General features: G+C 46.2%; 26 protein-coding genes. 7 read left to right on the forward strand and 19 right to left on the reverse strand.

Annotated elements, in window-relative coordinates:
• Positions 1 to 4: 4 nt before the first annotated feature.
• From N186_RS09625 to N186_RS00525, 5 genes are all read right to left on the reverse strand, one after another.
• Complete coding sequence (locus N186_RS09625; RefSeq protein WP_187148131.1) at positions 5 to 328, reverse strand: ribbon-helix-helix domain-containing protein; 324 nt, start codon at positions 326 to 328, stop codon at positions 5 to 7.
• Between the two features lie 58 nt (positions 329 to 386).
• Positions 387 to 1463 (reverse strand): substrate-binding domain-containing protein, encoded by a 1077-nt coding sequence (locus N186_RS00510; protein ID WP_148681927.1) that lies wholly within the window; start codon positions 1461 to 1463, stop codon positions 387 to 389.
• Between the two features lie 101 nt (positions 1464 to 1564).
• Positions 1565 to 2260 carry an ATP-binding cassette domain-containing protein gene (locus tag N186_RS00515; protein WP_187147031.1) on the reverse strand — a complete coding sequence of 232 codons (696 nt, stop codon included), beginning with the start codon at positions 2258 to 2260 and terminating at the stop codon, positions 1565 to 1567.
• Positions 2253 to 2909: an ABC transporter permease gene (locus N186_RS00520; protein WP_020961803.1), complete on the reverse strand. Its 657-nt coding sequence runs from the start codon at positions 2907 to 2909 to the stop codon at positions 2253 to 2255. Before N186_RS00520 ends, N186_RS00515 begins: the two co-directional genes overlap by 8 nt.
• Positions 2910 to 2926: 17 nt before the next feature.
• Complete coding sequence (locus N186_RS00525; protein WP_020961804.1) at positions 2927 to 3919, reverse strand: ABC transporter substrate-binding protein; 993 nt, start codon at positions 3917 to 3919, stop codon at positions 2927 to 2929.
• A gap of 142 nt (positions 3920 to 4061) precedes the next feature.
• Here N186_RS00525 and N186_RS00530 point away from each other — a divergent pair, with 142 nt between their 5' ends.
• From N186_RS00530 to N186_RS00545, 4 genes are all read left to right on the forward strand, one after another.
• Positions 4062 to 6470, forward strand: a complete 2409-nt coding sequence (locus tag N186_RS00530) for a plasma-membrane proton-efflux P-type ATPase (RefSeq protein WP_020961805.1) — start codon at positions 4062 to 4064, stop codon at positions 6468 to 6470.
• A 71-nt stretch (positions 6471 to 6541) separates the two neighbouring features.
• Positions 6542 to 6829: an ATP cone domain-containing protein gene (locus N186_RS00535; RefSeq protein ID WP_020961806.1), complete on the forward strand. Its 288-nt coding sequence runs from the start codon at positions 6542 to 6544 to the stop codon at positions 6827 to 6829.
• Positions 6830 to 6980: 151 nt separating this feature from the next.
• Entirely contained in the window at positions 6981 to 7499 is a 519-nt protein-coding gene (locus tag N186_RS00540) for a QueT transporter family protein (protein ID WP_020961807.1), read from the forward strand.
• A 51-nt stretch (positions 7500 to 7550) separates the two neighbouring features.
• Positions 7551 to 8213: a DUF4013 domain-containing protein gene (locus tag N186_RS00545; protein WP_020961808.1), complete on the forward strand. Its 663-nt coding sequence runs from the start codon at positions 7551 to 7553 to the stop codon at positions 8211 to 8213.
• On the opposite strand, the gene N186_RS09850 is transcribed toward N186_RS00545, so the two are convergent.
• Positions 8210 to 8341 (reverse strand): hypothetical protein, encoded by a 132-nt coding sequence (locus N186_RS09850; protein WP_020961809.1) that lies wholly within the window; start codon positions 8339 to 8341, stop codon positions 8210 to 8212. The two genes, N186_RS00545 and N186_RS09850, sit on opposite strands and share 4 nt — an antisense overlap.
• Positions 8342 to 8459: 118 nt before the next feature.
• Here N186_RS09850 and N186_RS00550 point away from each other — a divergent pair, with 118 nt between their 5' ends.
• A complete protein-coding gene (locus tag N186_RS00550; RefSeq protein ID WP_020961810.1) occupies positions 8460 to 9182 on the forward strand; it encodes a hypothetical protein in 723 nt (240 codons plus the stop codon).
• Positions 9183 to 9191: 9 nt separating this feature from the next.
• Complete coding sequence (gene brxL / locus N186_RS00555) at positions 9192 to 10604, forward strand: BREX system Lon protease-like protein BrxL (RefSeq protein ID WP_020961811.1); 1413 nt, start codon at positions 9192 to 9194, stop codon at positions 10602 to 10604.
• Positions 10605 to 10671: 67 nt separating this feature from the next.
• Here the strand turns inward: brxL and N186_RS00560 are convergent, their stop codons facing one another.
• From N186_RS00560 to N186_RS00615, 12 genes are all read right to left on the reverse strand, one after another.
• Positions 10672 to 11064: a helical membrane plugin domain-containing protein gene (locus tag N186_RS00560; RefSeq protein ID WP_148681929.1), complete on the reverse strand. Its 393-nt coding sequence runs from the start codon at positions 11062 to 11064 to the stop codon at positions 10672 to 10674.
• Positions 11065 to 11066: 2 nt separating this feature from the next.
• Entirely contained in the window at positions 11067 to 12248 is a 1182-nt protein-coding gene (locus N186_RS00565) for an NAD(P)/FAD-dependent oxidoreductase (RefSeq protein ID WP_020961813.1), read from the reverse strand.
• Positions 12249 to 12272: 24 nt separating this feature from the next.
• A complete protein-coding gene (locus tag N186_RS00570) occupies positions 12273 to 12506 on the reverse strand; it encodes a sulfurtransferase TusA family protein (RefSeq protein WP_020961814.1) in 234 nt (77 codons plus the stop codon).
• A gap of 13 nt (positions 12507 to 12519) precedes the next feature.
• Positions 12520 to 12927 (reverse strand): DsrE/DsrF/DrsH-like family protein, encoded by a 408-nt coding sequence (locus tag N186_RS00575; protein WP_020961815.1) that lies wholly within the window; start codon positions 12925 to 12927, stop codon positions 12520 to 12522.
• Positions 12928 to 13044: 117 nt separating this feature from the next.
• Positions 13045 to 13794 carry a creatininase family protein gene (locus N186_RS00580; protein WP_020961816.1) on the reverse strand — a complete coding sequence of 250 codons (750 nt, stop codon included), beginning with the start codon at positions 13792 to 13794 and terminating at the stop codon, positions 13045 to 13047.
• A gap of 50 nt (positions 13795 to 13844) precedes the next feature.
• Complete coding sequence (locus N186_RS00585) at positions 13845 to 14918, reverse strand: ABC transporter ATP-binding protein (protein ID WP_052885602.1); 1074 nt, start codon at positions 14916 to 14918, stop codon at positions 13845 to 13847.
• A gap of 9 nt (positions 14919 to 14927) precedes the next feature.
• Positions 14928 to 17132: an ABC transporter permease gene (locus tag N186_RS00590; protein ID WP_020961818.1), complete on the reverse strand. Its 2205-nt coding sequence runs from the start codon at positions 17130 to 17132 to the stop codon at positions 14928 to 14930.
• Between the two features lie 125 nt (positions 17133 to 17257).
• The gene (locus N186_RS00595; RefSeq protein WP_020961819.1) at positions 17258 to 18820 is read right to left on the reverse strand and encodes an ABC transporter substrate-binding protein; all 1563 of its coding nucleotides are present in this window, start codon (positions 18818 to 18820) and stop codon (positions 17258 to 17260) included.
• Positions 18821 to 18913: 93 nt separating this feature from the next.
• Positions 18914 to 20110, reverse strand: coding sequence for a hypothetical protein (locus N186_RS00600; RefSeq protein ID WP_020961820.1), 1197 nt, complete (start codon positions 20108 to 20110; stop codon positions 18914 to 18916).
• A gap of 51 nt (positions 20111 to 20161) precedes the next feature.
• Complete coding sequence (locus N186_RS00605; RefSeq protein WP_148681930.1) at positions 20162 to 22309, reverse strand: metallophosphoesterase family protein; 2148 nt, start codon at positions 22307 to 22309, stop codon at positions 20162 to 20164.
• 184 nt (positions 22310 to 22493) lie between these two features.
• Positions 22494 to 23123, reverse strand: coding sequence for a hypothetical protein (locus tag N186_RS00610; RefSeq protein WP_020961822.1), 630 nt, complete (start codon positions 23121 to 23123; stop codon positions 22494 to 22496).
• Between the two features lie 80 nt (positions 23124 to 23203).
• Positions 23204 to 25054, reverse strand: a complete 1851-nt coding sequence (locus tag N186_RS00615; protein WP_020961823.1) for an ATP-dependent DNA helicase — start codon at positions 25052 to 25054, stop codon at positions 23204 to 23206.
• Positions 25055 to 25133: 79 nt separating this feature from the next.
• On the opposite strand from N186_RS00615, the gene N186_RS00620 reads away from it, so the two are divergent.
• A complete protein-coding gene (locus N186_RS00620; RefSeq protein ID WP_052885487.1) occupies positions 25134 to 26249 on the forward strand; it encodes an L-threonylcarbamoyladenylate synthase in 1116 nt (371 codons plus the stop codon).
• Here the strand turns inward: N186_RS00620 and N186_RS00625 are convergent.
• Positions 26246 to 26878: a phosphoribosyltransferase gene (locus N186_RS00625; RefSeq protein WP_020961825.1), complete on the reverse strand. Its 633-nt coding sequence runs from the start codon at positions 26876 to 26878 to the stop codon at positions 26246 to 26248. The two genes, N186_RS00620 and N186_RS00625, sit on opposite strands and share 4 nt — an antisense overlap.
• Between the last annotated feature and the right edge of the window lie 28 nt (positions 26879 to 26906).

The following is a 26906-nucleotide window of genomic DNA, read 5'->3' on the forward strand; positions in this document are numbered from 1 at the left end:
ATTATCAAATTCTCATTCTCGTTTTCCTAATAATATCATCTACAGAGTCTGATCCGAAAAATTCTAATATGTGCTTCCTGGCTTCCTCCACGTCTATTTCAAAGGTGTCTCCTGGTCCCAGGTCTTGTCGAGAAGACCCTTCAATAGTCAACTTAAACATTGATACGGGGATCCTCGACGAAACTGAGTAAGCTAGTAGTAACCGTCGTGTGGCTTCGGCTACTGCCTCACTCCTAGACTGAAAGTAGCCTTTAGCCACAAGATTGTCAAGTTCCTGGACTAAGAGTTCAGGTAAACGCACACGTAATAAAGCATTCTTTTTTCTCATACTATAGATGACCCTCTAGTCTTCAGTTTTTATGCTATCTTTCTGTGTGTATTATAGTTTACTTATTCAGCAAAGTTCCCGTCTGTTGAGATGTATAGATACCTATCCTTGAAGCCTCCTCTCTAAATTGTTGTGACTGCAGTAGACTTATGAAATCTCTTATAGCATCTTTTCTGAGAAGCTCTTTTCTTGTCGCGAAGTCGAACTTTTCCCTAGCTAAAGGTATGAACTCGAGTCCTAGTTCATCTGCAACCCACCTGGGGCCAATTGTTACGTCTGCCTTTTTCATGAGCACAGCTAGAGATGCCTCTCTATGGGAATAATATTCTGAACTATAGCCCCTAATTCTGCGTGTCAAGGCTTGGATCGGAGAGCCTATTTCCTTGGAGATTTCCCTTAATAGGTATTGGGTAAAGAGATGGGTGCCGCTTCCTTTATTCCTGTTTGCCAGTACAACGTCGCTTCGTAGGAGATCCTTTGGGCTCTGAATGTTTTTTGGATTTCCTTTTTCCACGATGAATCCTATTTCTCTCCAGTATCCATGTATCAATACCAGGCCTTGGTACAGTTTTTTCCTCAAGACATTTGTGTTGTATTCTCCTGTCTCTGGGTCTATGATATGTATTCCTGCAAGGTCAGAGTAGCCATTTACTAATAGCTCTAGGCCGAGCTGTGAGCCCACTTTCAAATATTCAGCCACTTTTCCTTTTTCTTCATATAGGTGGATAAGGAGCTCAACCCCTGGACAGTCGCTTCCAGAGATTCTTAGGGTTGGCGAGAGGTCTGTTTCCCTTATCCTTTTCTGGACAAGCTTCGAGAGTACTCTGTACTTCTCAGTTAGTATTTGCGCTTGTAGTGTTAGGATGACTTTTCCTCCGCCGAGCCCGCCTTTCTCCCTTTTTACGAGGTAGAAGCCAAGCTCGTCCTCCATTCTTTTTATTCTTAGCCAGATCGTCCTGTAGCTGACGTTAAGCTCTGCCGATACCCTTCTAATAGATCCTTTTTCCCGTATAGCTTCCAGCAACTCTAGATCTTCTTGTGTTATTTTATGACCGGAGACTTCGAGTTCCACGTTTACTATTGGCTTTGCGTCTTTAAGCTCACGTAAGAGTCGCATCGTTTCAGCATTCGTCAAGACCAATCAATAGATAATCCCTTGTACAAATATAATAATTCAACGAGCCACATGATCCAGAAAATTTCTCCCAGGTTTTCTAGAGGAAACACTAAACGAAACTATATCCACTTCAAAATTTCTTCTTCAGATATCTGACCGCTAAATCTCTCCTTTATTTTTCCAGAGACTAAGACATAGAGATCATCTGCAATTTTTTTAGCCTCTGTGATGCTGTGGGAAACAATTACCGCGTAGCAATTTTTCTCCTTTACATATCTCTTTACAATGTCTTGGACAATCTCTGCAGTATTAGGCGCGAGGCTGGCCGTGGGCTCGTCGAATAATAAGATTTCTGGGTTAAGGGCTAGTGTCCTGCCGATTGCTAAGAGCTGTTTTTGTCCTCCCGAGAGCCTATGTGCATTTATCTTGGCATATTCTTTGAGCCTAAGCATTGAAAGTATGCTTTCTGTTGTCTTTTTTGCCTCTTCTTTTGATGCCCCTCTAAGTCTCAGGGGAAGGTAGATATTATTGAAGATGCTAGCAGAGAGAACTGGGGGCCTTTGAGGGAGATAAGCAATTTTCTTCTGCAAGCTTCTCTTTTCAAGTTCGTTATCAAAGTCTATGGGCGAATCATCTATTTCTAGGCGTCCATCGTCGGGAGGAATAAGGAGTGCTAGTATCTTTAGGAGGGTGGATTTACCCGAGCCATTGGGGCCCATAATTACGGCGATTCTACCCCTGTGGGCCTCGAGAGAAACATTGTCTAGTATCCTTGTTTTCCCAAAATATTTTACAATGTTTAATGCCTTAATCACTTCTTTCACCCATTCTGTATCTCAGTAGAAGGACGACAGCATTTATAGCGAAATAGACAAGAGTGAGCACTAGCCCTAGCCACAGCACTGTGTCAAACTCTCCACTATTTGTGTAGTAAACTATCGCAGTCGTGAGAACCCTTGTATAGTACCTTATATTGCCGCCCACTATTATTACGGCTCCAACCTCTGAGACAGCCCTCGAAAACGCTGCCAGAACACCACTAATGATGCCTGTTCTAGCCTCGTTTATAAGCAACAAGACTTCGTAGTGAGCCGGCAGGGCTAGTGATTTAATGTATTCCCTGAGTTCTCGAGGTAGAGATTCCACCGCAGATATAGCCAGCCCTGTCACGATGGGTAAAGTTAGGAGGAATTGTGCTATAATCATCGCCGCCGGCGTAAATAAGACCCCAAGGAAGCCCAGTGGCCCAGACCTAGACAGAAGGAGGTAAAGTATGAGGCCCAAGAGAACAGGCGGAGTACCCATTAAGGTGTTAATCAGTGTGATAGTGAGTTTCTTCAGTTTAAACTCGCTTGTAGCTATATATGCGCCCAGCCATACCCCTATGATTGACGAAAGAACAACGGCTACGCCAGATACTTGGATTGATAGCAAAGTAATCTGTATTAGCTCTGCTATATCCATTTGTCTCCCACTCTTCCTTAACTCCTGGAGAGGAGCTCCCTGTAAAATCTCACCTGTCCACTTTCCTCGTCGTACTCGTATGGGTCGTATATGCCTAGACTAGTCAAGTTTCCAAAGCAAACATTGAACAGCTTTGCTCCATCTTTAGTGTAGGTCCCAATGATTTTTTGTCCCTCGGGAGACACAAGAAAAGATACGAACAGCAGGGACTCGTTGTAGTGAACATTTGGAAACTTTTTTGGATTGACTGGTATCGCCCTGTAGAGATTTAGGTATAATGGGTCGCCTTCACTCAAAATTACCAAATTTACTTTGTCTTTGAAAACTAGGAAAGTAGACCTGTCACACAGCGTGTATGCGCGAAGTTGATCGGCAATCATCAGGGTCTGGGACATCCCCTGGCCTGCTTCCTTGTACCAGGATTTTCCAGAGGGATCCACCCCCGCCATTGCCCATAACGATAGCTCCCGGAGATTTGTTCCCGACTTGTCTCCCCTAGAGACAAATATGGCCCTACCCTGCTCTCCTGCCTGGAATATTCTCTTAAAGGCCTCTACAGCTCCTTTGGACCCTTTTACACCCGCAGGATCCTCTGGCGGACCCACCAGCACGAAATCATTATATGCGAAAGTAACTCCGTGAACCCCATAGCCCTCCGAGATGAAGCGGTCTTCTAGATCTCTATTATGAACAATTATTAAGTCCGCGTCACCCCTTTTACCTAGCTCAACAGCTTGTCCCGTACCGACTGCAACCCATGTGACCTCTATCCAGGGGTACTTGTCCTCGAAACTCTTCTTAACTACATCTAGAAGGCCCGTCGCGTCGAGACTCGTAGTTGTAGCTATCCTAAGGACTACGTGCTTACGAGATGTTAGAGTCCAGGTGGTGTTTTGCCCATTTGCTTGGAATGAGGGAGCTAGAGATGTTTCATGGATTTTCGAGATAAAAAATTGAGAAATTAAAGAGCCAACGATAAGTCCGAGGACGAATGAACCTAGCCAAAACATTAGACGGTAACCTTCCATATTTAACCAATACCGTTATTATTTTTGTTACACTTCTATTTATAATTATCTATGTTTATCTACCTAAGAACAAGAAAAAGGGTTAAGTATTTACTTGTAATTTCAGGAAATTTGTGTGACTTGTATGTTGAAAGAAAGCCGAACGTATTCTGTCAGAGACATGGAAAACATGAGTATTAATGAAGTCATTGCCTATCTCTCTTCTAGCGAGGAGGGGTTATCTTCTGAAGAGGTTTCACGTAGGCTCAAGGAGTATGGATTTAACGAGGTTCCAGAAAAGAAAAAGAATCCATTGCTCGAATATTTGAAGCGTTACTGGGGGCCGCTTCCCTGGCTTATGGAGATAACGATTATCACTTCTATTGTTGCAGAAAAGATCCTTGAAGCTGAGATAATTGCCTTTCTCCTGGTTCTGAATGCAACAATAGGTTTTCTCCATTCAAGATCCTCGGAGAAAACGGTACAATTACTCAAGAAAAAGCTCTCGGTTAAGGTTAGCGTGCTAAGAGACGGAAAGTGGATAGAGGTAGATGCAAGGGAACTCGTGCCAGGCGACATTATTTTTCTAAGGATTGGAAGCATCGTGCCAGCGGACGCAAAAGTTATCAACGGCAATATGCTTGTCGACCAGTCTGCACTTACAGGGGAGTCTCTGCCAGTAGAGGTTGGACCGGGAGGAATAATTTATTCTGGCTCCATAGTGAAGAGGGGAGAAGCTAGGTGCATTGTTGTTGCTACTGGCACAAAGACATATTTTGGTAAAACAATTGAGCTTGTAAAAGAGGCAAAGACAACTTCAATGCAGGAAGAAGCCGTCCTCAAAATTACACGTTACATGCTTTATGCTGGGCTAGTAGCCCTCGCAGTCTCAATTCCTATAGGAATAATGGAGAAGTGGAGCGTATTTTCCCTAATAGACTTAGCCGTAGTCTTCCTTATGTCATGTGTCCCTGTGGCTTTGCCAGCAGTATTAACAATAATGCAGGCTTATGGTTCAATGGAGCTTTCTAGGAGAAACGTTTTAGTGACTAGGTTAAGCGCAGTTGAAGACATCGGTGCCGTCAATGTTGCCTGCCTTGATAAGACGGGAACAATAACCCTCAACCAGCTGGAGGTTGTCGGTGTTAAAGGCTATGGCTTCACAGAGAAAGATGTAGTTCTATACGCTGTTTTGGCGTCTCGAGAAGAGGCCCATGATCCATTAAACGATGCAATTATAACGTATGGTAAGAGAATTGGTGTCACAAGAGATCTATGCAAGGAGCTAAGCTTTACTCCTTTTGAACCATCTTTGAAGAGGTCTGAGTGCGTTGCGCTCTGCGGCAACGAAAAGGTTAGGGCTATCCTTGGTGAGCCAAAAACTGTCTTATCTCTATGCACAAATAATGAGCACCTTAAAGATAAAGTTCTCCAAGACATCGAGGAAGCTTCAAGGAAAGGTGCACGAACCCTTGCAGTAGCTGTCCAAAGAGGCGATTCACGGGAAGTCACATTTGCTGGACTTATCCACCTTATGGATCCGCCTCGCCCGGATGCGCGGGAAATGATACTTAAGCTTCGCGAACACGGCGTGAGGCCAGTCATGCTTACGGGGGACAATGTAGCTATAGCTAAGGAGATTGCAAGAAACGTAGCTATTGGTGAAAGGATTTTTTCAGTACGTGAGATTATGTCTAAGGACGTAAAACTCGAAGATATTATTGATGAGGCTGATGGTCTAGCAGAGGTATATCCTGAAGACAAATTCAACGTAGTAAAGGCTCTACAATCTAAAGGCTATAGAGTAGCCATGACTGGTGACGGAGTAAACGATGCACCTGCACTAAGCCAAGCAGAGGCTGGTATAGCCGTTAAACAAGCTACGGACGCGGCAAAAGCGACTGCAAGCCTCGTTTTGCTCGAGGATGGATTATCCGTCATAGTTGATGCAATTACAGTTGGGAGAATCCTGCATCAAAGAGCCTTAACCTGGGTTATAAACAAGATTACTAAGACACTCCAGACCATCCTCGTAATCCTCGTAGGAATGCTTTGGTTAAGAAAAATGACTATTACACCTATGGGGATGGCCGTCCTTCTGCTCGCCAACGACTTTTTAACAATGACTATTTCGACTGATAATGCTCGGCCATCAATGAAGCCTGCCACGTGGAATGTGAAAAATATAATGATTTTCTCGCTCCCCTTATCTATAGCGATGCTCATACCACCAGTGATTGTCACATATATCTCCCTCTCCGTGCTTAACTCATCTTGGAATGCTACCGTTTCTGCCGTGCTATTGTCACTCATCTACACGAGTCAAGTGAGAATACTTATGGTTAGGGAAAGGAAATGGCTATGGTCTTCTAGACCTGGGAGAGAACTAACTATTTCATTGCTCGGTACATTGATTGTTTTTACTCTCCTCGCTTATACTGGTATAATCTTTACGGAGCTAACTCCAAACCTTCTCTTAGTAGTTGCCACTACTTCATTGATACCTCTAGCCTTTGAACCCCTAAAAGTATATCTTGCAAAGAAATATTTTTAAATGACTCGTTTTTATAAATATCTTTAAAGATAAACTATAACTATGAGAAAATCTTTTAATTAATGATTAGTATGACTGTATATGTTATTAAAAGAGACGGCTCAAAGGAAGAATTCGCTCCTGAAAAAATTGTTGTTAGTTGCCTAAAGGCTGGTGCACCCCTGGATGTAGCTAGGAGAATAGCTAAAATTGTGGAGGGGGACATTCTTAAAAGTAATGTGACAGAGGTTTCTACGAAAGAAATTATGAAAGAAGTGTTGACTCTTCTCAAGAAGGAGAACGAGGAGTGGTACAGGAACTGGATTATATTTGACAAGGCTGTAAAGAGACGCTCAACAGAAAAAGAAATTTCAAAGTAAGCCGAGTAAAATCAAAAATATATTTCTTTTTTCGTATTTCACTCTAACGTATAATTTTATATCCATCATTGCGAGCCGTAATTTTGTTCTTCCTTCATGATGAAGCAACATTTATAAAGTGCGAGACATCACTGAATAAGGTTGCAAAGGCATGCGTTCACAGGATGTAGCTCTCTCGGCCTTAATTGCGGCTCTATATGCCGTTCTCGTAGTTGTTCTCCAGCCAATTTCTTTCCTGGCTTTCCAGGTTAGACTCGCTGATGCATTGCTCCCTCTTTCCATGGTTTATGGGTTCCCGGTGGCTGTCGGCGTCAGTCTGGGATGCTTCGTTGGAAACTTTTTGGCCGCTCCGTGGGGGAGCTTGTCTTTATCAATGATTGATGCGGTGTTTGGATCTATTGCTAACTTTGTGGCGAGTATGTTGGCTTATTTGATTGCTAAGAGGGGAGCGGGGATTAAGCTTAAGATTTGGGGCGCGGCGTCAGAGGCAGTTGTAGTCTCTATTATCGTGGGTACTTATCTCAAGTTTTTGCTCGAGTGGGCTATGGGTATTGATCTCCCACTGATATTGTCAGTGCTAGGAGTTTTAGGCGGCTCCATTGTTTCGATTGTTATTATTGGTGTCCCAGTAGCTGTAATTGTTGAAAAGAATTTTCCACGTCTTAAATAAAAAACCGTAACTCATGCTAAGCTTTATATTCAGGGTTTTTATTTATTATGTATGACTCAACAAACAATTGACCCGGGAAATGTACTGTCTAGAGCAATAGATTTTTCCGTGAAGCTGACAAAAGACGTTGGCAACCTGTTGATCTTGATTGTCCTGTCAATTATACCAATTGTTAACTTTATTGTTATAGGCTACTTTGCAGAAATAGTTTGGCAAAATCCCGAGGAGCCGCCGAAGCTAGAAACATCGAGACTGGGTGAATATTTCGTAGAGGGTCTCAAGGTTATCCTAATATCGCTGGTCTACTTCATCGTCCCCCTTCTCTTAATAGGTATCGGCATGGTTACCAGCGGGGCCTTCCATCCAATGGGAATGACTGGCATAGGTTTCCTCAGGCTACTGGCTGGAGGAATATTTTTCTTGCTGGGCTTTATACTCTTGCTTGCCATTGCTTTCATTGCTTACCCACTTCTGGGAATAATTCTAAGAACTGGTGATGCCTCAAAGATATTTGCCTTCGGCGAAGCATGGAGCCTTATTCAGACAATTGGTCTGGGTAACTACCTAGTCATTTTAATAGCGCTCCTCATTATCAATCTAATTGTTTCTGCACTTGGCAACATAGTAGCATTAATCCTGTCACCGTTTCTCATGGCTATAACCTTCAAAGCATTAGCCATAATAGTTGATACAAGATATCCTGCACGCCCCTAAATTATTTCTTTTTTCTCCTCTGGCTTGAAAAGCTCTTTGGGGAGAAAAGCTCTATAGAGCTCTTCCAAGAATTCCCTCTGGATCCTTACACGTTTCTTGACTTTTTCAATAAACCTTTTTGTATCCACAATTAATAATATTCCTGCCTTGGATATAAATCTGATGTATCTATCGTTCATGCATAGGCCCGCTTTCCGGAACCCAGTAAGTTTTATTACGTGTCCCATGTTCTCTGTCTAGGTCTAAATGGCTAGCACAAACCAGACTATCGTAAAGCCTGTGCCTCTAGGGTGGCTTGGTAGCTACCTCAGAATAATTGCCTTACTCCTCACCGGCGTAGCAACAAGTTTCTCGGAGACCTTAACATGGCTACCCCTAGGCTATTTGGGTCTGACCAGCATTGTTTTTGGAAAAACTACAAATATGGAGAGGCTACTGGTGCTACTCTATTATTTAACTTTCCTCGTCCCAAACTTTGGCATAGAGGGGCTTCAGCAATTTCTCCCCAGCATAGTATTGTCTTTTACGTCTTTAGTATTTCTCGTCCTCTTGAACATTGAGGCACATAATACTATTTACATTCTGGGAGCCAACGAACTAGTGATTAACGGCTTGAGTGTTGAAGACTTATCTTTTAAGAGTAGAAAAGTAGACCTTTCAAGCGAATATCTTATTAGAACAAAAAATCAACTTTCTAGCCGTTTCACTCGTACCCCTTTCCAGGAGATAGAGATTTTTACAGAGGAAAGGGTTTACAAACTACGAGGTGTCCCTAAGAAGGCGAGGATTGAGGATAGGCTGAAAAAGAGGGCGTCAGCGAAACGAGTCCCGAGAAAAGAAAGGTTGCCTATCGCGGAGAGAATGTCTGATGGGCTTGAAAATACAAAACCAGAAGAGAGGAAGGCTGGCAAAGATAACGAAGATACGTATAAAGCAAGGAAAAATCTCATTGACGATTTTCTGCCGTGAGGTGTAAATATGAGGGAAAATCTAGATTCAAAGATAAGGAGGGTTTTTGGACCTGTAGCAATAAACAAGAAGATATCAAACAATGCCTCGATTGCCAGAATACCTAGATTTATCTCAGAGTACCTGATAAGCTATAAGTGCGGGGACAAACAGGACGCCTCCTGTATCTCTAGTCTCTCTAGATACATAGCCGAGCTTTATCCTGAACCTTCTCAGCGCGACCTATTCCTAAGCAAGCTTAAGGAAGACGGCCAGCTCAAGCTGTTAGACGAATTTAAAGTCAGGGTCGACTTGAAAAACAACGCATACATACTGGAGATCCCATCGCTACAGATTTTCGACGCGTATGTAAACGATGAAATTGTCAAGAAAAACGAGAGGATATTCTCTGGCCTATGGGGGATAGGCCTCCTCTATTATTCTCCTGACGCCTTGAAGACTAAGAGAAGCATGACACCCATCGTTTTGGAGGATTTCAGGCCGTTCCAGGCTTCCTATGTTGACTTGAATCTCTTCCGTGAGGGGAGGCGTTATTTTAGTCTTGAAGAATGGAGAGACCTGCTCGTGACAAGCATAGGGCTTAACCCAGAAGCATATTCACCACTCCAGAAAACATTGCTCCTGTTTAGGCTCGTCCCAGCAATTGAGACAAACGTAAACCTTTTGGAGCTCGGACCGAGGGCTACTGGGAAGACGTCGCTCTACAGAAACACAGTCTACTATGCGAGGATCTATGCAGGGGGCACAATTACTCCTGCCCGCTTGTTTTTCGATGCTAGGCTCTCTATCCCAGGAGACCTGGCTCTCCATGACATACTTGTCTTCGACGAGATAAGCAAGGTGAAGCTTCAAAACCCAGACGAGCTTGCGTCCAAGCTGAAGGACTACATGGTCGACGGCTTCTTTGAAAGAGGAGCACTGAAAAGAGCACACAGCACATGTTCACTTGTCTTCGTAGGCAACATAGACATGGAAAAAGTCCAGGACGTGGGATCCGTACTAAGCTACCTACCAGGCTTTATGCATGACTCTGCCTTCCTCGACAGGATACATGGGTTTATCCCTGGCTGGGAGCTTCCAAAAATAATGAAGAGCGAGGTTTCCCTAGCTTCTGGCTATGGGCTGGCCTCCGACTATTTGGCAGAGGTTCTACACAGATTTAGGTCTGAGTCTGCCGAGGGAGTCGTAAACGAGCACTTTGAACTCATTGGCAACTATACGATACGTGACGAGAAAGCCGTGAAAAAATTGTTGTCAGGAATGATTAAGCTATTCTTCCCAAATTATGAATTTGACAATAGGGAACTTGCAGAACTAGCTACGCTTGCCACAGATCTACGAAACAGGGTTGCAAGGCTCCTCACAAGGATGTCTCCCCAAGAGTTTCCTGAAAAAGAGTTAGGTATTAGGGTTAGGGGCTAAGCTCCTTGAATGTGTTTGGTAGCGCGAGCTACTTTAATGCTTGGTTGCTAGGAAAAAAAAGAAAAAATTATTTTGTTTTGGTTTTTCCTATCGCTTTCAGAAGCTCCACCATTAAGCCGAGACCCTTCTGGACGTCTGGGTCCGACATTGCACGCATAAGGCCGGTAATGCCAACTGGTTTAGGTTCACGGGATAGAGCCTCTAGTGCGGCCTTTATGACGGGCATGTTTCCTTTTATGGCTTCAACGTCTATTGAGCCTGCAAGATCTAGGAGGTCGTCTATGTGGTCTAATAGTTTAAGTGTGCCCGGAGTCATTAAGAGCTCGGACAGTCTCCCAATGAATTCTGGGTCGAGTAGGTCTCGTATGGTGTCTAGCAGGCCTAGCTCGTTCATTTTAACGAGCATGTCTAGGAATTTTTCTAGCGCCTCTCTCCTTTCCTTGGTCAATATTGTTTCCACCTTTACCACCCTTCACCTTTTCTAATCATCTCGTCTGTTGCCTCAAAATATGCCTTAAATACTGGGCTCCAGAACTCTGGATACCTAATTGCACTCCAGTACGTGGCAACAAAGAGATCCTCCATTAGCCTCTTGAATTTGGAAAAGCGTACAGGGATCGGCGGATGGTCATAATCGCTTATAACGAATAGCCCTTTCCCGTCAGTTATTAGGGGACAATTTGTCCTGCCACTGTACCTAGCATCGATGCCCTGGAGCCTTGCAGCTACAACCTCTGCCTGTAGGTGTGCTGTTACTCCGCTCTTAGAGGTTGGCGCGTTTGTGCAGTCTCCAATGGCGAATGCGTCGTCGAAGCCTTCTACCTTGCTTGTGTATTTGTCTATTTTTATGTAGCCGTTTCCATCCTTGACGCTTTCAGGAGTAACCATGTAGCTGGGACCCCTATGGGGCGGTATAACTGTTGCAACATCAAAGGAGAGCTCTTCGCCCTCAAGGCTTATTATCTTCTTGTTGTCTAGATCAATCTCGTTGGCTGTAAAGAAGGTATGTAGCTCGATTCCCCTCGCATTGAGCTCGGGCTCAATAATGTCGGCAATCGTTTTGGATGGATACGCGTGTGGCACGGGAACAGCTAGGACAACTTTCACCTTGTTGCTTAGGCCCCTCTTTGAAAATAGCTCCCAAGAAAGAAATGTTCCCTTGTGGGGTCCCGGGGGACACTTGTAGATTGGGTCAGCAACAGCAATAACGAATCTGCCTGAATTCATTCCCAAGAGCGTCTTGTAGAGTTTCTCAGCATTTTCAGGTGAAGAATAAAAGTCTCCATAGGTTTCTAAAAGCTTCCTATGCCCAGGCAGGGCATCGTAGTCCAGCTCTGCCCCAGTTGCGAAAACAACGTAGTCGTAGCCTAGCTGCTTCCCATTTTTCGTCTTCACAGACCTGTTCTGCAAATCTACCTCTACAACCTCGTCCTGGACAAAATCTACATGAGGCTTCAGAAGCTCTCTCAATGGCCTTAGAAACTTTTCCTTTTTGACACCTTTGAACGCTATCCATAGATTCCCAGGCTGAAAGAAATGTAGAGGACTCTTGTCAACAACTGTCACTTGGAACTCTTCACGTGGCAAGAGGTTTGCGAGGATTGCTCCGCCTCCTCCGCCACCTAGAATAACAACTTTTTTCATACAAAAACACCAAACACAAAAAAATTACTTTTTAGCTACGACCTTTATTTTGGCAGTTATTACTCCTCCTTCCTTCTTCAGCTCCAGCAACTCGTTCTTCGTTCTCTCTATCCATGCCTTTACATCTGGCTCGAAGCCGGGGTCAGTCGCCATCACTATTATGACGTCTCCATTGTTTGCGTTCCTATATGCCCTTGTCAACGCTGAGATGGGTCCTGGGCAGGCCATTCCTCTAGCGTCAACAGTTATTTCTGGCATGTCTATGGACCCTTTAGATGAATATTACTTCGTATTCCGCTGTCTCTTTCATGAAGAAAGTTGCTCCCACAATGTCGTCCACGATTGGGTCGAGGTGTTCTTTCTTTATACCCAGCATCTCAGCCATTAGGCTACAGACGTAAACTTTTACATCTCCTGTCTCCTTGGCCTCTTTAACCATGTCGTACCAGCTTGGTGCCTTTAGTTTTTCCATGCCTTGGAGCAGTGCGGGAACCATGTCCTCAAATTCCTTTGGGAAACGTGGCTGGGGCTTGTTTTTGGTAAAGTAGGGTGTTGCAAAGCCTGTTACAAAGATCCTTACGGGGACACCTAGGTTTGCAGCTGTTTGTGTTAGTACTCCTAGTGGTATGAATTTGTCGGCGGTTCCTGAGAACATTATTATTGCTAATCCTTTTGTCATGTTTGGTCGAGTTTATATCATGATATGGTAATATAAAAATCATTATGTAAAGTTTTATACTTAAATTTGTTTTAACTGGTTATTTAGAAATAAAAATGATAAAAAAACCTGCGAACACTACTCAACTATGCTCGAAACCTTGCTTTTAAATTCTATGAAGGCTTCGAGGATAAGCTTTGAGACAGCTTCAAAGTATTCTCGGGAGCCTTGGTCCTTGAATTCTGTCTCTCCCTCTTTCTCCGAATAATTGATGATCGTGCCGGGGGTTGGATATGCCCTGATGCCATTGGAGTAAACATATATGGACTTTGGGTCGTAGAGCTTCTTCTTGACAAGGTTTGGAAAGGTTGCAAGGATCATTGCTGTCTCGTCTGTTGCGGCGTGGCCGCCTTCTTTTCCAAGTATTTTCTGTGTTAGTCCTTTTTCCCTTGCTAGGGTCCACCAGTCTACGACCATGACTGCCATTCTGAGGTTAAGCCAGGCGTTCCTAGCGGCGTTTTCTAGTGCCTGTGTGTTTCCGCCGTGCCCGTTTAGTATTAGGGCGTATTTGAAGCCGTGCATTTTCATGCTTTCGAGTATCTGGTAGACGTATTGTTCCAGTGTTTCTGGTTTTATCCTAATCGAGCCTGTGTAGCCGTGAAGGCTTGTGGTTACGCCATAATAGATGGGGGGCAGAAGTATTGCTTTGAGTTTTTCTGCTATATATTCTCCCATCGCGATTGGGATCAGTGCATCTGTACCTAGGGGGAGGTGGGTGCCGTGCGGCTCTATTGTCCCTACGGGTAGAATGAAGGTGTCTATTCCTTCTTTTTTGATGAATTCTTCTAGTTCCTTGTATGAGAACTCTTCAAGTTTGAATGGTGGCATTTTAATCAGTAATAATGTTGTGAAAGAAAGATAAATTGTTTTTCTGAATTCTACTTGTATGGAAGGGCTATCACGTTGCGCCAGCTTACTCCGAGAGCTAGCTCTGAGCCTATTTCTGGATAGAAGTTGTTTGGGAGATATGCTATTAAGCTACTTTTTCCTACTTTGATTCTGACCTCTGTCCTGTCCCCAAGGAACATGGCAAAGTCGACCCTTCCCCTAACAATGTTGTCTTCCTGGCTGGATTGTTCAACCTTAAAAGACTCTGGCCTTATTACGAGTGCTACTTCTCCAGTAAGGTCTGGCTGTATAGGTGTAGCTTTTAGGTCGATGTCTAGGTCTTCAACTCTGACGACGAGGTAGCTGTCTTGCTTTTCAACTATTCTCCCGCGGAAGATGTTGCTCCTGCCTAGGAACTCTGCCGTAAAGAGGTTTGTGGGCCTAAAGTATACTTCCCTAGGTGTCCCGTATTGGAGAACTTTTCCCTTGTCCATGATAGCTATCCTGTCGCTTATACTCATGGCTTCGAGCTGGTCATGAGTAACGTATACCGCAGTTATTCCCAGAGATTTCTGTATACGCTTGATTTCTTCCCTCATTTCTATCCTAAGCTTTGCATCAAGATTGCTGAGAGGCTCATCTAGCAACAATACCTTTGGCTGTACGACGAGTGCACGTGCAAGAGCTACCCTTTGCTGTTGCCCACCGCTGAGCTGCAACGGGTACCTGTCTTCCATGCCCTCAAGCTTCACAAGGCGGAGCGCTTCCTTGACCCTTTTCTCTATCTCCTCGTCACTGAGCTTGAGCTGTTTCTTCCTTATTTTGAGACCATACGCGACGTTCTCGAAGACAGTCATGTGGGGCCACAAGGCATAGTTCTGGAAAACCATGGCAGTGTTTCTCAGGTAGGGTTTTAGGAAAGTCACGTCTTCGTCGTCAAAGTAGATTTTTCCCTCGTCTGGAACCTCGAAGCCTGCAATCATCCTGAGGGTCGTAGTTTTTCCGCACCCGCTTGGGCCGAGAATTGTGAAGAGTTCGCCGTCCCTTATCTCGAGAGAAACATTGTCGACTGCCTTTACTGCCCCATATGTTTTAGTTACTCCTTCTAGCCTTATCCTTGTCACGGGACCCACCTATATTCCTATAAACGCGTACCTCTGCTTAAAGACTCTTACCACTATCAATATTGCAACAAGCTGTATTAAAATTAATAGCACACCCATCGCCGCAGCTATCTGGACGCCAATGGGGGATCCTCCCTTATACACGTTCATCATGTAGTACGTCATGGGGGCCTGGGACGGATTAAAGTTGCCAATCGTTATACTTGTGCTGACCTCTGTAGCCATGTATATGAAGCCGAGGACCGCGCCGCTGAACACGTACGAGATAATGAATGGCAAGACAACGCCGAAGATGACCTTAGACCTCGTTGCCCCAAGGTTAAGTGCCGCCTCCTCGAGTCCCTCGTGTACTTGCTGGAAACCGGCAAAAACACTTCTAACGACATATGGGAGCTTCCTTATGCTGTATGCGATCACAAGAACCACCCATGCTTGGAACGCGCCTATGGATGCTGGGTCTAGCGGGGTCTTCGCGAAGAACCTCGTGAAGAAGAAATAGTAGCCTAGAGCTATAACTAGGCCCGGTATAGCTAGTGGTATCGTTGCAAGAGTGTCGAGCAAGTTTGACAACCATTTTACCTTTACCCTGCTCACGCTGTAGCCGACCATTATTGCTAGGAGAACTGCCGTTACAACTGATAAGGTGGCATAGATAAGGGTATTCCTGATATAATTGAAGATTCCTGGATCTAGAAACAGCTTCTCAAAGTAGTCTAAGCTGAGGGAAGAAAAGCTCAGCGAGAAGCCCCTGGGGGGCATAATGTTGAATGCTAACAGGAAGACGCCTATCTGTGGGAAAACCGTAACCAGAACAAATGGGAATACAAGTAAATACACGGCAAGCAGGCCGAGCTTTCCAAGGGGACGTTGCCTGGAGACAAGCCTTCCTCCCCTACTAATCATAGCGTAGCTCCTCATTCCAACATAGTTCCTTATCGCGAGGAAGCCCATGACGGCTATAAAAAGCATGACAAAGCCTAATGCCGCTGATTCGGGCGACACAATGCCTGTCTGTGTAATAAAGCCTTTGAAAATCTGTGCGCTCATAAGGTTCCATTCTTGGAAGATTAGCGGCGCGCCTACATCTTCTATGCTGAAGATGTATACAATGATGGCCCCCGCAACTATGCCAGGCAACGCGAGTGGAAACGTGACTGTCCGGAAGAGGTAGAATCCTTTTGCGCCTAGGTTCTCGCCCTGTTCCTCTGTGCTTGGGTCAATGTTGAGGAAAGCGCTGTATGCATTCATGAATACGATAGGATAGAAGCTTATTATCTGGGCCAATGCTACACCTGCAAGGCCGTCTATCCTGATGCTCCAGCCGAACAGTTTAGAGGTAATCATCGATACGGGCCCATACTCGCTGAAGAGAATCTTTACCACATAGGAATTCACAAATGGTGTTACGAAAAGGGGAATCATTGAGAGCAACCTTAAAAGCTCTTTTCCGGGGAAACTGTACCTCGCAATTATAAAGGCAACTATTATACCGAGAACAGTGGCACTTATCGTTACAACAAGAGAGTTTAACAAACTATTAAGGAGAATTCCATAGTTTACCCCCTTAATGATGTAGAGTACACTTTCCCCATAGGGAACAGCGGTTATTGCCTGTTCGCCTGGGAGAAGCTCTAGCCTCACATAGTCCCTAGACGAGAATATCCTTTGAAAGTTTGCATACCACGGCAAACCTGCAGGAGGCTGAAAGGCGCCTATCAGCACGAGAAGAATCGGGGTAACCAAGAAGGTAACAAGAATAAATGCACTTAGCAGTATAAAGAGCCACATTACTGGGTCAAGCTGATAAAGGACGCTTCTAAGCCTCCTAGAAAGCGGAACTGCCTTTGCCCTAACTCTTCTTGCTTCCCGCAGATTGGACAGCTTCTCGTATAGGTATCCAGTCGCAGAAGTTGATAGCAAGGGAAGCAGGAAAAAACCAAAAGCCTTCGGTATAGATGGGATATTTATAAGGAAAATGAAGAAGTTGTAGATGAAGGAAAAAATCGAAAGAAAGCTGAGCGTGGAACTGAACTTGATCCACCTATAGTCGTACCCGAGGCGCAGAATTATAGGGCCTAAGAGAATACCTAGCAACAAAAGTAGGAGCGACGTAATTCCTTCAAGAGAAAAAATATAGAAGAATTCGTAGGTTAGCGCTAGAGCTATTCCCACGACCCATATCGAGTTGCGTCCCAGCCTCATTAGGAGCCCCATTTAAAGTTTAATGCAATATTTTATTTTTAATTTTTTTCGGAAAATGAGTTAGGGTGTGAGAACCTCTGTTCCCAATACTTCCAAAAAGAAAGAATAGTTTTAAAATAAATACATTAATGAGGGGCCTACCCTCCAGTCATTTGTTTTAGAGTTGCCTGTACCTTGAGGTACTTCGCCCTGGCGGCATTTGTCCAGTCGTTCATGAGTCTCTGGTAGATTGCGGGGTCGCTTGCTAGTTTCGGGCTTATCTTTATGGCATAGTCAATTGTGAATGTTGTTTGTTGCCCTGTTAGTGGATCTGTGAATGTTATGGGGTCAGTAAGCATGTTGACTAGTTGCTGGAACTGTGCATCTGTAATCTTTTTGTCGTTGTAGGCTTTGACTAACTGGGCCCATACGGGCTGGAGATCGTCGTGGGCGTTTACGAGTGTTGCCTTGAAGTAGTCGACAACGGCCGTTACCCATAGAGATGAGAGGGTCTCGTTGAATGGTATTCCCCCAGCATTAATGACGTCGTCAAGAGCCTTCTTTAGGTCTGGCCTCTGCTTTCCCTGTGGAGTATCAAAGATCCTTGGATTTATAGGCAACCTGTTGATGTTCGGGTCAAGCCATACGATTTGTCCCCCATTCTCGTTGAGGACCCATGCTACAAATGCTGCTGCCGCCGCCGGGTTTCTGCTTCCCTTGAGGACTGCGATTGGATCTGCATTTACAATGCTTTCACCCTTCGGAATAATGTAGAGGCACGACGGGTTCTGTTGCTGTGCAGTGTAACCGTAGAAGTCGATCGTTGTTCCGACTGCGAGGTCTCCACGTATAACGGCATCTCTGACATCGCTACTCCCGCTATATATCTTGGAGTTTGCCGCGATTAGTGTGAGAACCCTCCATCCTTTGTCCCAGCCGTAGGCCTGTAGAATAATCTCGAAGATCCTTGTATTGCTCGTGCTCATTGTGGGGTCTGCGATTCCCACTACTTGTAGGGCCGGAAGAGTTACTGCATAGCTGGGGCTTCCAAGGTCTGACCAGCGTAGCGGTGTGGGCAATTTGTATCTAGCTAGAATGTCCTTGTTTACTGTGAAGCCGAAGCTACTTACGCTTGCTCCTATCCAGTGTATTTTCCCGTCGCTTCCCACCTTGTATGTCTCTGCACCAGCTATGGTCTTTGGTAGCTTTGCAACCTCGTCTAGTATTACCTTGAACTCTGGATGCTTGTCGACATCTATTGGTTCAATAAGACCCAAGTCGTCAATGAGGTTGAAGAGTGTCGGACCGCCGCCCCAGGCTACGTCTATTCCCTGGCCCTTCTGGGCCGCGTTCTTGATGTAGTCGGGCCACTGCTCGGCGTTTATCGGGAGGAAAACTATGTTCTGAATATTATACTTCTTCGCAACGTCACTATTGAGAAACATGGTCCTCGTCACGTCTTGGATTGTTTGCTCGTGCCTTGTGATAACGTAGAGTGTTATGCCTTGAGAGGGTGGTGGCTGTTGCTGTGTCTGATTAGTTGTTGGCTGTGTTGGGGCTGTCTGGTTTGGCTGGGACTGGCCGGGTTGAGACGGCTGACTAGGCTGCGAGGGCTGAGAAGGCTGACTAGGTTGTGGGGGCTTGTATAGTGTAATAAAGATGGCTGAAACAATTAGTATTGCAAGTACAGCTAGAGCTAGAACAGTTGTTTTCTTGTTCATTTTTATCGCCGTGAAATAATGGCAGTGGTTCTATATTTGTATTGTTCTGGATCACAAAAGAGAAAAAGACAGAAAAAACAATATTTTTAATGTTTATTTTTTGACCTCCGTTGCAGAAGAAGCCTTAGGTTTCCTGAGGAACATTAATGCCAGAACAACGACTATGAGGACAGCTTCGACGATAACGAGGATCATGAGCTCGTTTACGGTTCCGGCTAGAGAGTTAACAGTTGCCTTTAGAGAATCTACATCGTTCTTTATGGATTGGATGTCTCCCTGCATCTTTTGAATCGCTGATCCTTGAGATGACACCTGGGAACTTAGCTGGTTTAGGTTGCCGGACAGAGTTGAGACAGACTGCGAGAGGTCGCCCAACTTTCTCTCGATTGGTCCCGTCGTTATTAGTTTGACCCACCATTTGATGAGGTTCTGTACGAATAGTGGGCCGTCAAGTGAGACGCCGTAGTAGCTTGACGCCCATGCTGGCTCGTAGTCGCCGTAGAGGCTCTCGCCTGCGACTACTACCAGGCTGTTCTTGTCGCTGAAGTACTCGGCAGCATACATTACGAAGTCGTGGTCTCCTGTCCCTTTACCATAGGTCATCGGGTCATAGACGTATGGTATTGGTGGGGTGTTGTCGCCGATGTATGCCTTGTGGGCCCATACGATCCTTATGAGCCCTGGGAAGGTTTCCTTTACGGGGTCGTGGTACTTGCCTTGGGCATCCTGCCAGATAATGCATCCTGGCCCGTGCATGAGGATTGGCTTAGTTACCCCCTGCTTGATTATGTCTGTGAATAGCCCCGGAACATTGTCGGGCTCCACAAAGGACAACATCCTGTAGTAGGCCTTAGCGGTCACGTTGGGGTTATCGCTGTAGACTGATCCATGCTCCAGGCGCAACTTTGTCCCAATGCCTGCAAGCAGGTCGTTTATCTGTACAATTGTCTTCTGTCCGGGGCCGTAGTCAGAGTCGCCCGCCACATAGAGAACCTTGTTTCCAGAGAAGAGCCAGTCCTTTATTGCCTGTATTTCGTCCGGCGAGAAGGCGACTGTAGGCTGTCCTAGGAGTAGAATGTCTACTCCTTTTAGAACATCGGGTGTAATTGTCGTAGTTATTATTCTCCATTGTACGCCTGTAATGTTTCCCATGATATAGCTTAGATACTTGTTGCTCTCTCCGTGTCCTAGGTCGACGGCTACTGTTATTGGCTGGGCATGGCTGTTTACCGCGAAAACTAGTACGGCTACGAGGACCACGCTTACAATTAGAATTTTTTTGGTGTTCATGTTTATCGAGTAATTAGAATGAGAAAAAACTATATAAATTAAGCGGTCGTTTTATGGATTCTTCTTCCTTTCTCTGAGTGCTAGTAGAACCAGCATCGCTACGGCTACGATGAGTATGCCTCCTGCGATCGGCAGGATAGGAAGAGTTGGCGGCTGGGCTGGCGGTGCCTGTGATGGCTGGGTTGTTGGCTGTGTTGGGGCTGTCTGGTTTGGCTGGGACTGGCCGGGCTGAGACGGCTGACTAGGCTGCGAGGGCTGAGAAGGCTGACTAGGTTGCTGCGGCTGCTGGGTTGAGGGCGTAGGAGTCTGGTAGGCTAGTTTATATTCGCTTGTGGCCTGGTTGCCGGCGTTGTCGAAGGCTACCATCTTTATGGTTATGCTGTCGACGTTCTCGATAGGCGGAATCGTAAGTTTGTATACGAAGGAGGTTACTGGGGAGATGAGCGTATTAGGCGAGTAAAGTTCCGGTGCGAGTTTGTATTCTTTTCCGGCAAGAACATAGCTTGCCGTGAAGTTCTTTACGCCCCACCCGGGGTCGGCTACCTCCACAAAGACGTTAACTGTTGCCCCGCTGGCTGGCTGTGCTGGGTTAAGCATTTTTACCTTTATTGTTGGTGGCTGGTTGTCGGGGGCCCTGTACAATGCGAATTCGAGCCGGCCCTTGTAGGGCAGTTTAACGTGTAGGGCTAGGTAGAGCTTGCCGTCCAGGTACATTTTGTCCAAGACTTGTATGCTTGCACCGTTAAGAGCGTTTAGAACCTTTATGTTGAAGTCGCCTATCCAGGGGAGGCACCATACAACGGTGTTTTCGAGGTCCAGGTAAGAGAGGTCGTTTTCAACGCTGAAGACATAGGCTTCTCCCGACTGGAGATAATAGGTCGGGGTAAAGACTTGATTAGAGACTCCCAGGTTGTTTCTGGGAGGATAGATTCCTACGGGTATAGTGTTCTGGGCGAGCTTAGTAGAGTCATTGTTAAAGCCTATAAATGTGGAAGGCTTGAATGGGAAGTCTATATTCCCAGTGGTAAGGTCCAGCGTGTAGAAGTCTAAGCCGTCGTATATGGCGGAGCCCATCCCCAGGGTTGTGATCGTGATGAAATAGGTAGTGAAGCCCGTCCTCGTACTCGTATACTTCGTGAAGAGGTCCCTGTGGACATGGCCAGAGAACACATAGTTGACCTTGTAGTCCTCTATCATTTTCAGGAAGTATCTCACTGCATCCATGTTGGCGCCCCAGTACGAAGAGACGGGCGAGTTGGGGTTCTTCTGTGGGTCGTAGGGAGCGATTACGTTCTGGTCATCGTACCTCGTCTTGAGTTCTCCCTGATAGTAGAACACTGGGTGATGCACAAGTATGATCTTGATGGGAACATCCTTGTTGGCCTCGAGCACTTGGCTTGCCCACTGTAGCTGTTCCATTGGGGGATATCCTTGCTCAGGGGAAAAGAGTCCAATAATGAGGAGCTTGCCGCCTATGACCCTATACCACGTGGTGTCGCCGTAGTACTTTGTGAAGCTGTCGGGGGGATGATCGTGGTTTCCGGGGACTGCGAGGATTGGATAGCTATAGAGGAACGCATACTCAAACGAGACTGCCTGTGCATACTGGTCTGCAGAGGCTGTGTCGGCAATGTCGCCCGTGTCGATTATGAGGTCGGGGCCGAGCAGGCTGGCCACTAGGTATCCTGCGAGCCTGTTCATGTCGCCTGTTATAACGTCTGGCTGGCCTGCACCATAGTGCTGGTCGCTGAAGTGGGCAATCTTCAGCTTGGATGGCAAAGTCTTGTAGACCCAGACGCTTCTAGGCAGCCTAATGGTTGTAGGGCCCTTGATGACGAGGTCGTATAGGCCGGGCTCCACGCTTGGAGGTATAGATAACGTCAGGGTGTTCCCACTACTAGTGACCGTCACCGTATAATTTCTAATCTTCAAGCCAGAGTCGTAGACCACTGTATACATGTATGCCGAGGAAACTGTGCCGACCTGGACGTTCTGCTGGAGTTTAACCTGGACAGTGCCGCCGGGCTGAACAATTGCGGGTTTCCCCAGGCCAATGTTAGTAGCGGGGTTTTGCTGTGCAAAGGAAAGTATGCCCGGTAGGTTTGGCTGTGAAAATGCTGGCGCAAAAGCGACTGCCAGTACTATTATCAGGGAGAATATGGCGAGGTATCGAGAATTTTTCTCTATTTTGTTTGACATTTTCTTCACAACTATAGAATCCCCTCGTGTCTTTAAATTGTTTTCTTTCCATACGATAATAGGAAACTTTTCTCAAGACCTGCAACAAGTCATCAAGACGAGCTAAGAGCTTCTACAAAATTTTGCCCTCAAAGACTTGGATTCTGCTCCTCAACGAAAAAGCTTCATAGAGCGCCGAGACCCCCTAGCGATGCCCCAGCTCTTCTTTTTCAAACAGCTCTCTAAGCTCTTCCAGCCCAATTTCAGAGACAGAAATCACCAATCCATTCATGTCCGTCCATACTGGGTACACGCCATTCCTCCCAAGCGCATAGTCGCTTGTAGCAGGCATAAAGTAAACTTCTAGCCTATCGAGAAGCGGGCCTACCTTTTCGCCCACTTTGCTTAGGAGATAAGCAGGAAGCTTTTCTCGAGAAAACGATACGACTTCTCCCCGCTGGATAGCCTTCACCCGGGCCGTCCAAACATCTGCAACAAACCCGTTATACAGCTCGCCCGGGGAAGACAGGTAGCCAGGTATACCATCTATTTCAAGGGTCAATTGGCCATCTCCACTAATCGTTGCAACTTTTCCACAGTCCGAGACATATGTCTTGAGACACACTACGTGGCTCGACCCGAGGCCCCTGGCCACAGTGACCCGGAAAACTGCCCTCTTCTTCTCGTAGAACACCACCACAGTCCTGTTACTCGTTTTCTGGGGCTTGATGGGCAGCCCCAGGAGCGCGACCTTCCTAAGAGCAGTATAAGCAATGTCTGCAAGAGTCATGTTCAACCTTGCTTCTATTATCCTGTTTAGATCCTCCTCAAACATATCTCTTAAAGTCAAAGACAGGTGTATTTTAAATGTTGTTTTTGAAGAATAGAGAGGTTTCTCTAAATTATCTTGAAGTTTTATAGCCTGATTTTTTCCCAGGGTGGCTGTATGTGGTCCAGCTTTGTGTGGCTTATTTCTTGTCTTAGCTCGCGGACGTAGTCTGGCAGGAGTGGCAGGTAATTGTTGTAGCGGTGGTCGCCCAGGATTATTACTGCTTGGTCTCTTGGGCTTCTGAGGGCTCTCCCTATTGCTTGTGAGGCTTTGCGGAGGGCGGGGTATATGTATGCGTAGAGTCTTCCTTTTCCTTCTCCGTATAGCTCCTCGTAGTAGGAGATGTAGAGGTTGGTCTTTACTGTTGGTTTTTCGAAGGGTATTCCTGCGAGGAAGACGCATACAAGCTCTTTTCCGGGGAGGTCTATGCCTTCGGCGAATCTTCCACCCATTGGTGCTACTAGTAGCCCTTTTCCTTCGTCTGCAAGCTCCTTGAACTCTTGGAGTACTTCTCCGGCTTCTTGGCCACTCATATCCCTTTTCTCGACGAAGACTTGGTAGCCCTTTTGTTGGCTTGTCTCCCTTAGACCTGCTTCTAGGAGCTTCAGCTGTATCCTGTAGCTGGCAGTGAAGACGGCCGTGTTTCCCTTTACCCTCTCGAGGACCTTTCCGATAGCTTCTACATATTTTCTGGCCATTTCCTGTGAGAGCTCTTCGCCTCTTGTTGTGAGGTCTTTTACAATGTATACGGATGCATTTGTCTCGTCGTATGGGCTGGGGACGCTTATGGGCTTGTAGTTTTTTACTCCTATTGTCTCGGCGAACGCCTCTATGGGGCTGAGGGTGCCAGACATAAATATTACCCTTCTAAACTTCTTCCAGACGTTTGAGAGTATCTCAGAGGATCTCATGTCCCATATGTTGAGGTGTATTTTGCCATCGATTTTTTCGGCTATCAGGGCTACTCCTCTTTCTCCCTCGTAGCTGGTTGCCTCTTCTAGGAAGTTTGCCAAGTGGTACAGGCTACTGTGCGGCCTTTTACCTTCTCTAAACCTCATGTCCCTTACCTCCTCGCCTAGAATCTTCATTTTCTCTATCATTTCCTCGCGTCCATCTATGAGTTTAAGCGGGCTGAATACTTGGGACTCTTCTTCGCCTAGGCTCGAGAACTCTTTTTCCACGTTTTCCTGTATCTTGTCTATGAATTCGGCCATGTCTCTGGCTTCTAGTTCTTCTGCCTCTCTTTTCGCCCTCTCAATTGTGCCCTCTGTCACTGTGTCTCCGCCGAGGTTTAGCTGTGTCAGGTTGTGCGCCTCGTCCACTACGAGTATGGACTGGCTAAGCGGGAAGGCTCCCTTTATCGTCCAGGAGAGGTTCTCGTCTACCACGTAGTTATAGCTGAGCGATACTACGTCTGCCACTTTAAGCAACTCTCTCTGTAGAAAGTATGGGCATACCTTTTTCTTTCGGGCCCATTCATAGACTTCACTGTAGGTTAGCACGCCCCTGCTCAGCAGGATGCTGTAGTCTACGCCTTCCTCTAGCCTATTGTAGTATGGGCACCTCTTCCTCTCGCGGCTACATATGTAGGAGACCTCGCTGTAGTCAAGTGTCTCGCCGAACTCCTTCGCTAGGAGGCACATGTCCTTTTTCCCGCGGAAGCTCATAGCTATGAATCTTGCATTTGACTTTTCGCGGAAGACCCTGAACTCCTCGATTGGCCTGTCCGTCTCATTTCCCGTTCTAACGGCCCACACTATTCTTCCTCCCCTGTCTAGGAAGGGCAAAAGCGAATAGATTACTACAGGTGTTTTGCCGAAGCCTGTTGGGGCCTCGAGGATAACGTTGGCTGTCTTGAGTGTTTCCTGTATCTCTGAGGCTACCTCTAGTTGGCGGGGCCTCGGCTTGTAGGGAAACTTGTATTTCGAGAGGCTCAAACTTATCCTTTGTTGGTTTTCGAGACTCTACTTAAAAAGATAGTGGGTTCCTGCATAGCATTTAAGGAACGCGTCACAAATGGATTTTTATTGCATTTTGTCAATAGTGAAAAAGGAGGGTTCAGGGGTGCCGGCAAAGATTTGGAAGGTTGACCCATCTGATCCAGATCCAAGAGCCATCGAGGAAGCCGCCTCTATATTGAAGTCTGGTGGAGTAGTCGCGTTTCCAACGGAGACTGTTTACGGGTTAGGAGCGATATACAACTTGGTAGAAGCCGTAAAGAAAGTATTCCAAGCAAAAAAGAGGCCCATGGACAACCCACTTATTCTGCACGTCTCAAGCTTCTCGCAGGTCTCCGAGCTGGCGGTGGACATACCCCTGGAGGTACACGAGCTGGCTAAAAGATTCTGGCCTGGTCCGTTAACCATTGTATTGCCCAAATCTGCTAGGGTCCCAAGAGAGGTGACTGGCGGCCTTGGGAAAGTCGCTATCAGGATGCCTGCCCACAATGTCGCCCTAAAACTTATTGAGGCCGCTGGTGCCCCAATTGCCGCTCCCAGCGCGAATCTCTCTGGTAGACCCTCCCCTACAACTGCCCAGCACGTTATAGAGGACTTGGGGGACGCTATCGACGGGATTCTGGACGCAGGCGAGACGCTCTACGGGGTTGAAAGCACAGTCATTGACTTGACAAGTAGGCCCCCCGTCCTCCTAAGGCCCGGCTCTATGCCTGTAGAGGAGATAGAGAAGGTACTGGGTGTCAAAATTTTTATTCCTTCATTTGCGAGGGGACTAGGAGAGGCAGAGAAGGCAGTAGCTCCTGGAACAAAGTACCGACACTACTCCCCAAGGGCTACATTGATACTGGTAGAAAGCAGGGACACAATCAATATTGAGAAGGTCGTGGCGAAGATAAGGGAGCTGGCCACGTATCATCTAGGGTTAGGTAAAAAGGTTGGCATCCTGTGTACTGACGAGACGCGGGACAGGTATCTAGACCTTCCGGCTGAGGTTATTAGCCTAGGCTCCAGAAGAGACTTTTTCCAGATAGCAAAGAGGCTTTATCCCTCATTAAGGACGTTTGATTCAAAGAATGTAGATATAATTTTGGCTGAACCAGTCGAAGAGAGGGGTCTTGGGCTCACGATTATGAATAGGCTTAGGAAGGCATCGAGTCAAAGGATCCTTGTCTAGGAGGACTTGCCAAGCGCCGACACGACGTCTTTGTCGGTTACCTCTGAGAAATCTCTGTAGAATTCTCCAACAGCAAACAAGAATGTTGGGACATGAACGGAGACTACCTTGTCAGCATACTTTGACACAATGGGTAGTACATCTCTAGAAATCACGGGGACAGCCACGTAAACCTTTTCTGCGCCGGCTTTTTTGGCCGAGATGCATGCCGCGATGACTGTTGCACCAGTAGCGATTCCATCATCAACAATTATGGCTATCTGTGATCTGAGGTCTAGGGGTCCTCCCCTAAACTTTTCGATGTAGCTCTCGATTATTCTTTTCTGGTACTCTACTTCTTTCTCGATGTATTCCTGGTCTATCCCTAGATGCATGACTATCTCCCTGTTTATGTAGACAGCCTCTAGCTCGGCTATAGCGCCGATCGCGAGCTCCGGGTTTCCGGGCGCCCTCAGCTTCCTGGACACTATCACGTCGAGGGGAGCGTTGATCCTCGCGGAGACCTCTTTAGCAACGATGACTCCTCCCCTAGGTATACCTAGAACCCTAAAGTTGCTGTCCGTTATGCCTTCTTCTAGGAGCTTCTCGGCGAGCTTCTTTCCTGCGTCGACCCTGTCTCGAAAAACCATACCTATAATAACGCTTTGAAAGACCTAG

The organism is Thermofilum adornatum (assembly GCF_000446015.1).
Taxonomy (GTDB): domain Archaea; phylum Thermoproteota; class Thermoprotei; order Thermofilales; family Thermofilaceae; genus Thermofilum; species Thermofilum adornatum.

What these genes read in the sequence shown, in the direction of transcription:
- N186_RS00550 (WP_020961810.1), top strand. Translation starts at nt 8,460, where the DNA reads ATGGCTAGCACAAACCAGACTATCGTAAAGCCTGTGCCTCTAGGGTGG.
- N186_RS00525 (WP_020961804.1), bottom strand. Translation starts at nt 3,919, where the DNA reads ATGTTTTGGCTAGGTTCATTCGTCCTCGGACTTATCGTTGGCTCTTTA.
- N186_RS00600 (WP_020961820.1), bottom strand. Translation starts at nt 20,110, where the DNA reads ATGAACACCAAAAAAATTCTAATTGTAAGCGTGGTCCTCGTAGCCGTA.
- N186_RS00535 (WP_020961806.1), top strand. Translation starts at nt 6,542, where the DNA reads ATGACTGTATATGTTATTAAAAGAGACGGCTCAAAGGAAGAATTCGCT.
- N186_RS00620 (WP_052885487.1), top strand. Translation starts at nt 25,134, where the DNA reads ATGGATTTTTATTGCATTTTGTCAATAGTGAAAAAGGAGGGTTCAGGG.
- brxL (WP_020961811.1), top strand. Translation starts at nt 9,192, where the DNA reads ATGAGGGAAAATCTAGATTCAAAGATAAGGAGGGTTTTTGGACCTGTA.
- N186_RS00580 (WP_020961816.1), bottom strand. Translation starts at nt 13,794, where the DNA reads ATGCCACCATTCAAACTTGAAGAGTTCTCATACAAGGAACTAGAAGAA.
- N186_RS00595 (WP_020961819.1), bottom strand. Translation starts at nt 18,820, where the DNA reads ATGAACAAGAAAACAACTGTTCTAGCTCTAGCTGTACTTGCAATACTA.
- N186_RS00545 (WP_020961808.1), top strand. Translation starts at nt 7,551, where the DNA reads ATGACTCAACAAACAATTGACCCGGGAAATGTACTGTCTAGAGCAATA.
- N186_RS00590 (WP_020961818.1), bottom strand. Translation starts at nt 17,132, where the DNA reads ATGGGGCTCCTAATGAGGCTGGGACGCAACTCGATATGGGTCGTGGGA.
- N186_RS00520 (WP_020961803.1), bottom strand. Translation starts at nt 2,909, where the DNA reads ATGGATATAGCAGAGCTAATACAGATTACTTTGCTATCAATCCAAGTA.
- N186_RS00605 (WP_148681930.1), bottom strand. Translation starts at nt 22,309, where the DNA reads ATGTCAAACAAAATAGAGAAAAATTCTCGATACCTCGCCATATTCTCC.
- N186_RS00610 (WP_020961822.1), bottom strand. Translation starts at nt 23,123, where the DNA reads ATGTTTGAGGAGGATCTAAACAGGATAATAGAAGCAAGGTTGAACATG.
- N186_RS09625 (WP_187148131.1), bottom strand. Translation starts at nt 328, where the DNA reads ATGAGAAAAAAGAATGCTTTATTACGTGTGCGTTTACCTGAACTCTTA.
- N186_RS00570 (WP_020961814.1), bottom strand. Translation starts at nt 12,506, where the DNA reads ATGCCAGAAATAACTGTTGACGCTAGAGGAATGGCCTGCCCAGGACCC.
- N186_RS00540 (WP_020961807.1), top strand. Translation starts at nt 6,981, where the DNA reads ATGCGTTCACAGGATGTAGCTCTCTCGGCCTTAATTGCGGCTCTATAT.
- N186_RS00575 (WP_020961815.1), bottom strand. Translation starts at nt 12,927, where the DNA reads ATGACAAAAGGATTAGCAATAATAATGTTCTCAGGAACCGCCGACAAA.
- N186_RS00565 (WP_020961813.1), bottom strand. Translation starts at nt 12,248, where the DNA reads ATGAAAAAAGTTGTTATTCTAGGTGGCGGAGGAGGCGGAGCAATCCTC.
- N186_RS00530 (WP_020961805.1), top strand. Translation starts at nt 4,062, where the DNA reads ATGTTGAAAGAAAGCCGAACGTATTCTGTCAGAGACATGGAAAACATG.
- N186_RS00625 (WP_020961825.1), bottom strand. Translation starts at nt 26,878, where the DNA reads ATGGTTTTTCGAGACAGGGTCGACGCAGGAAAGAAGCTCGCCGAGAAG.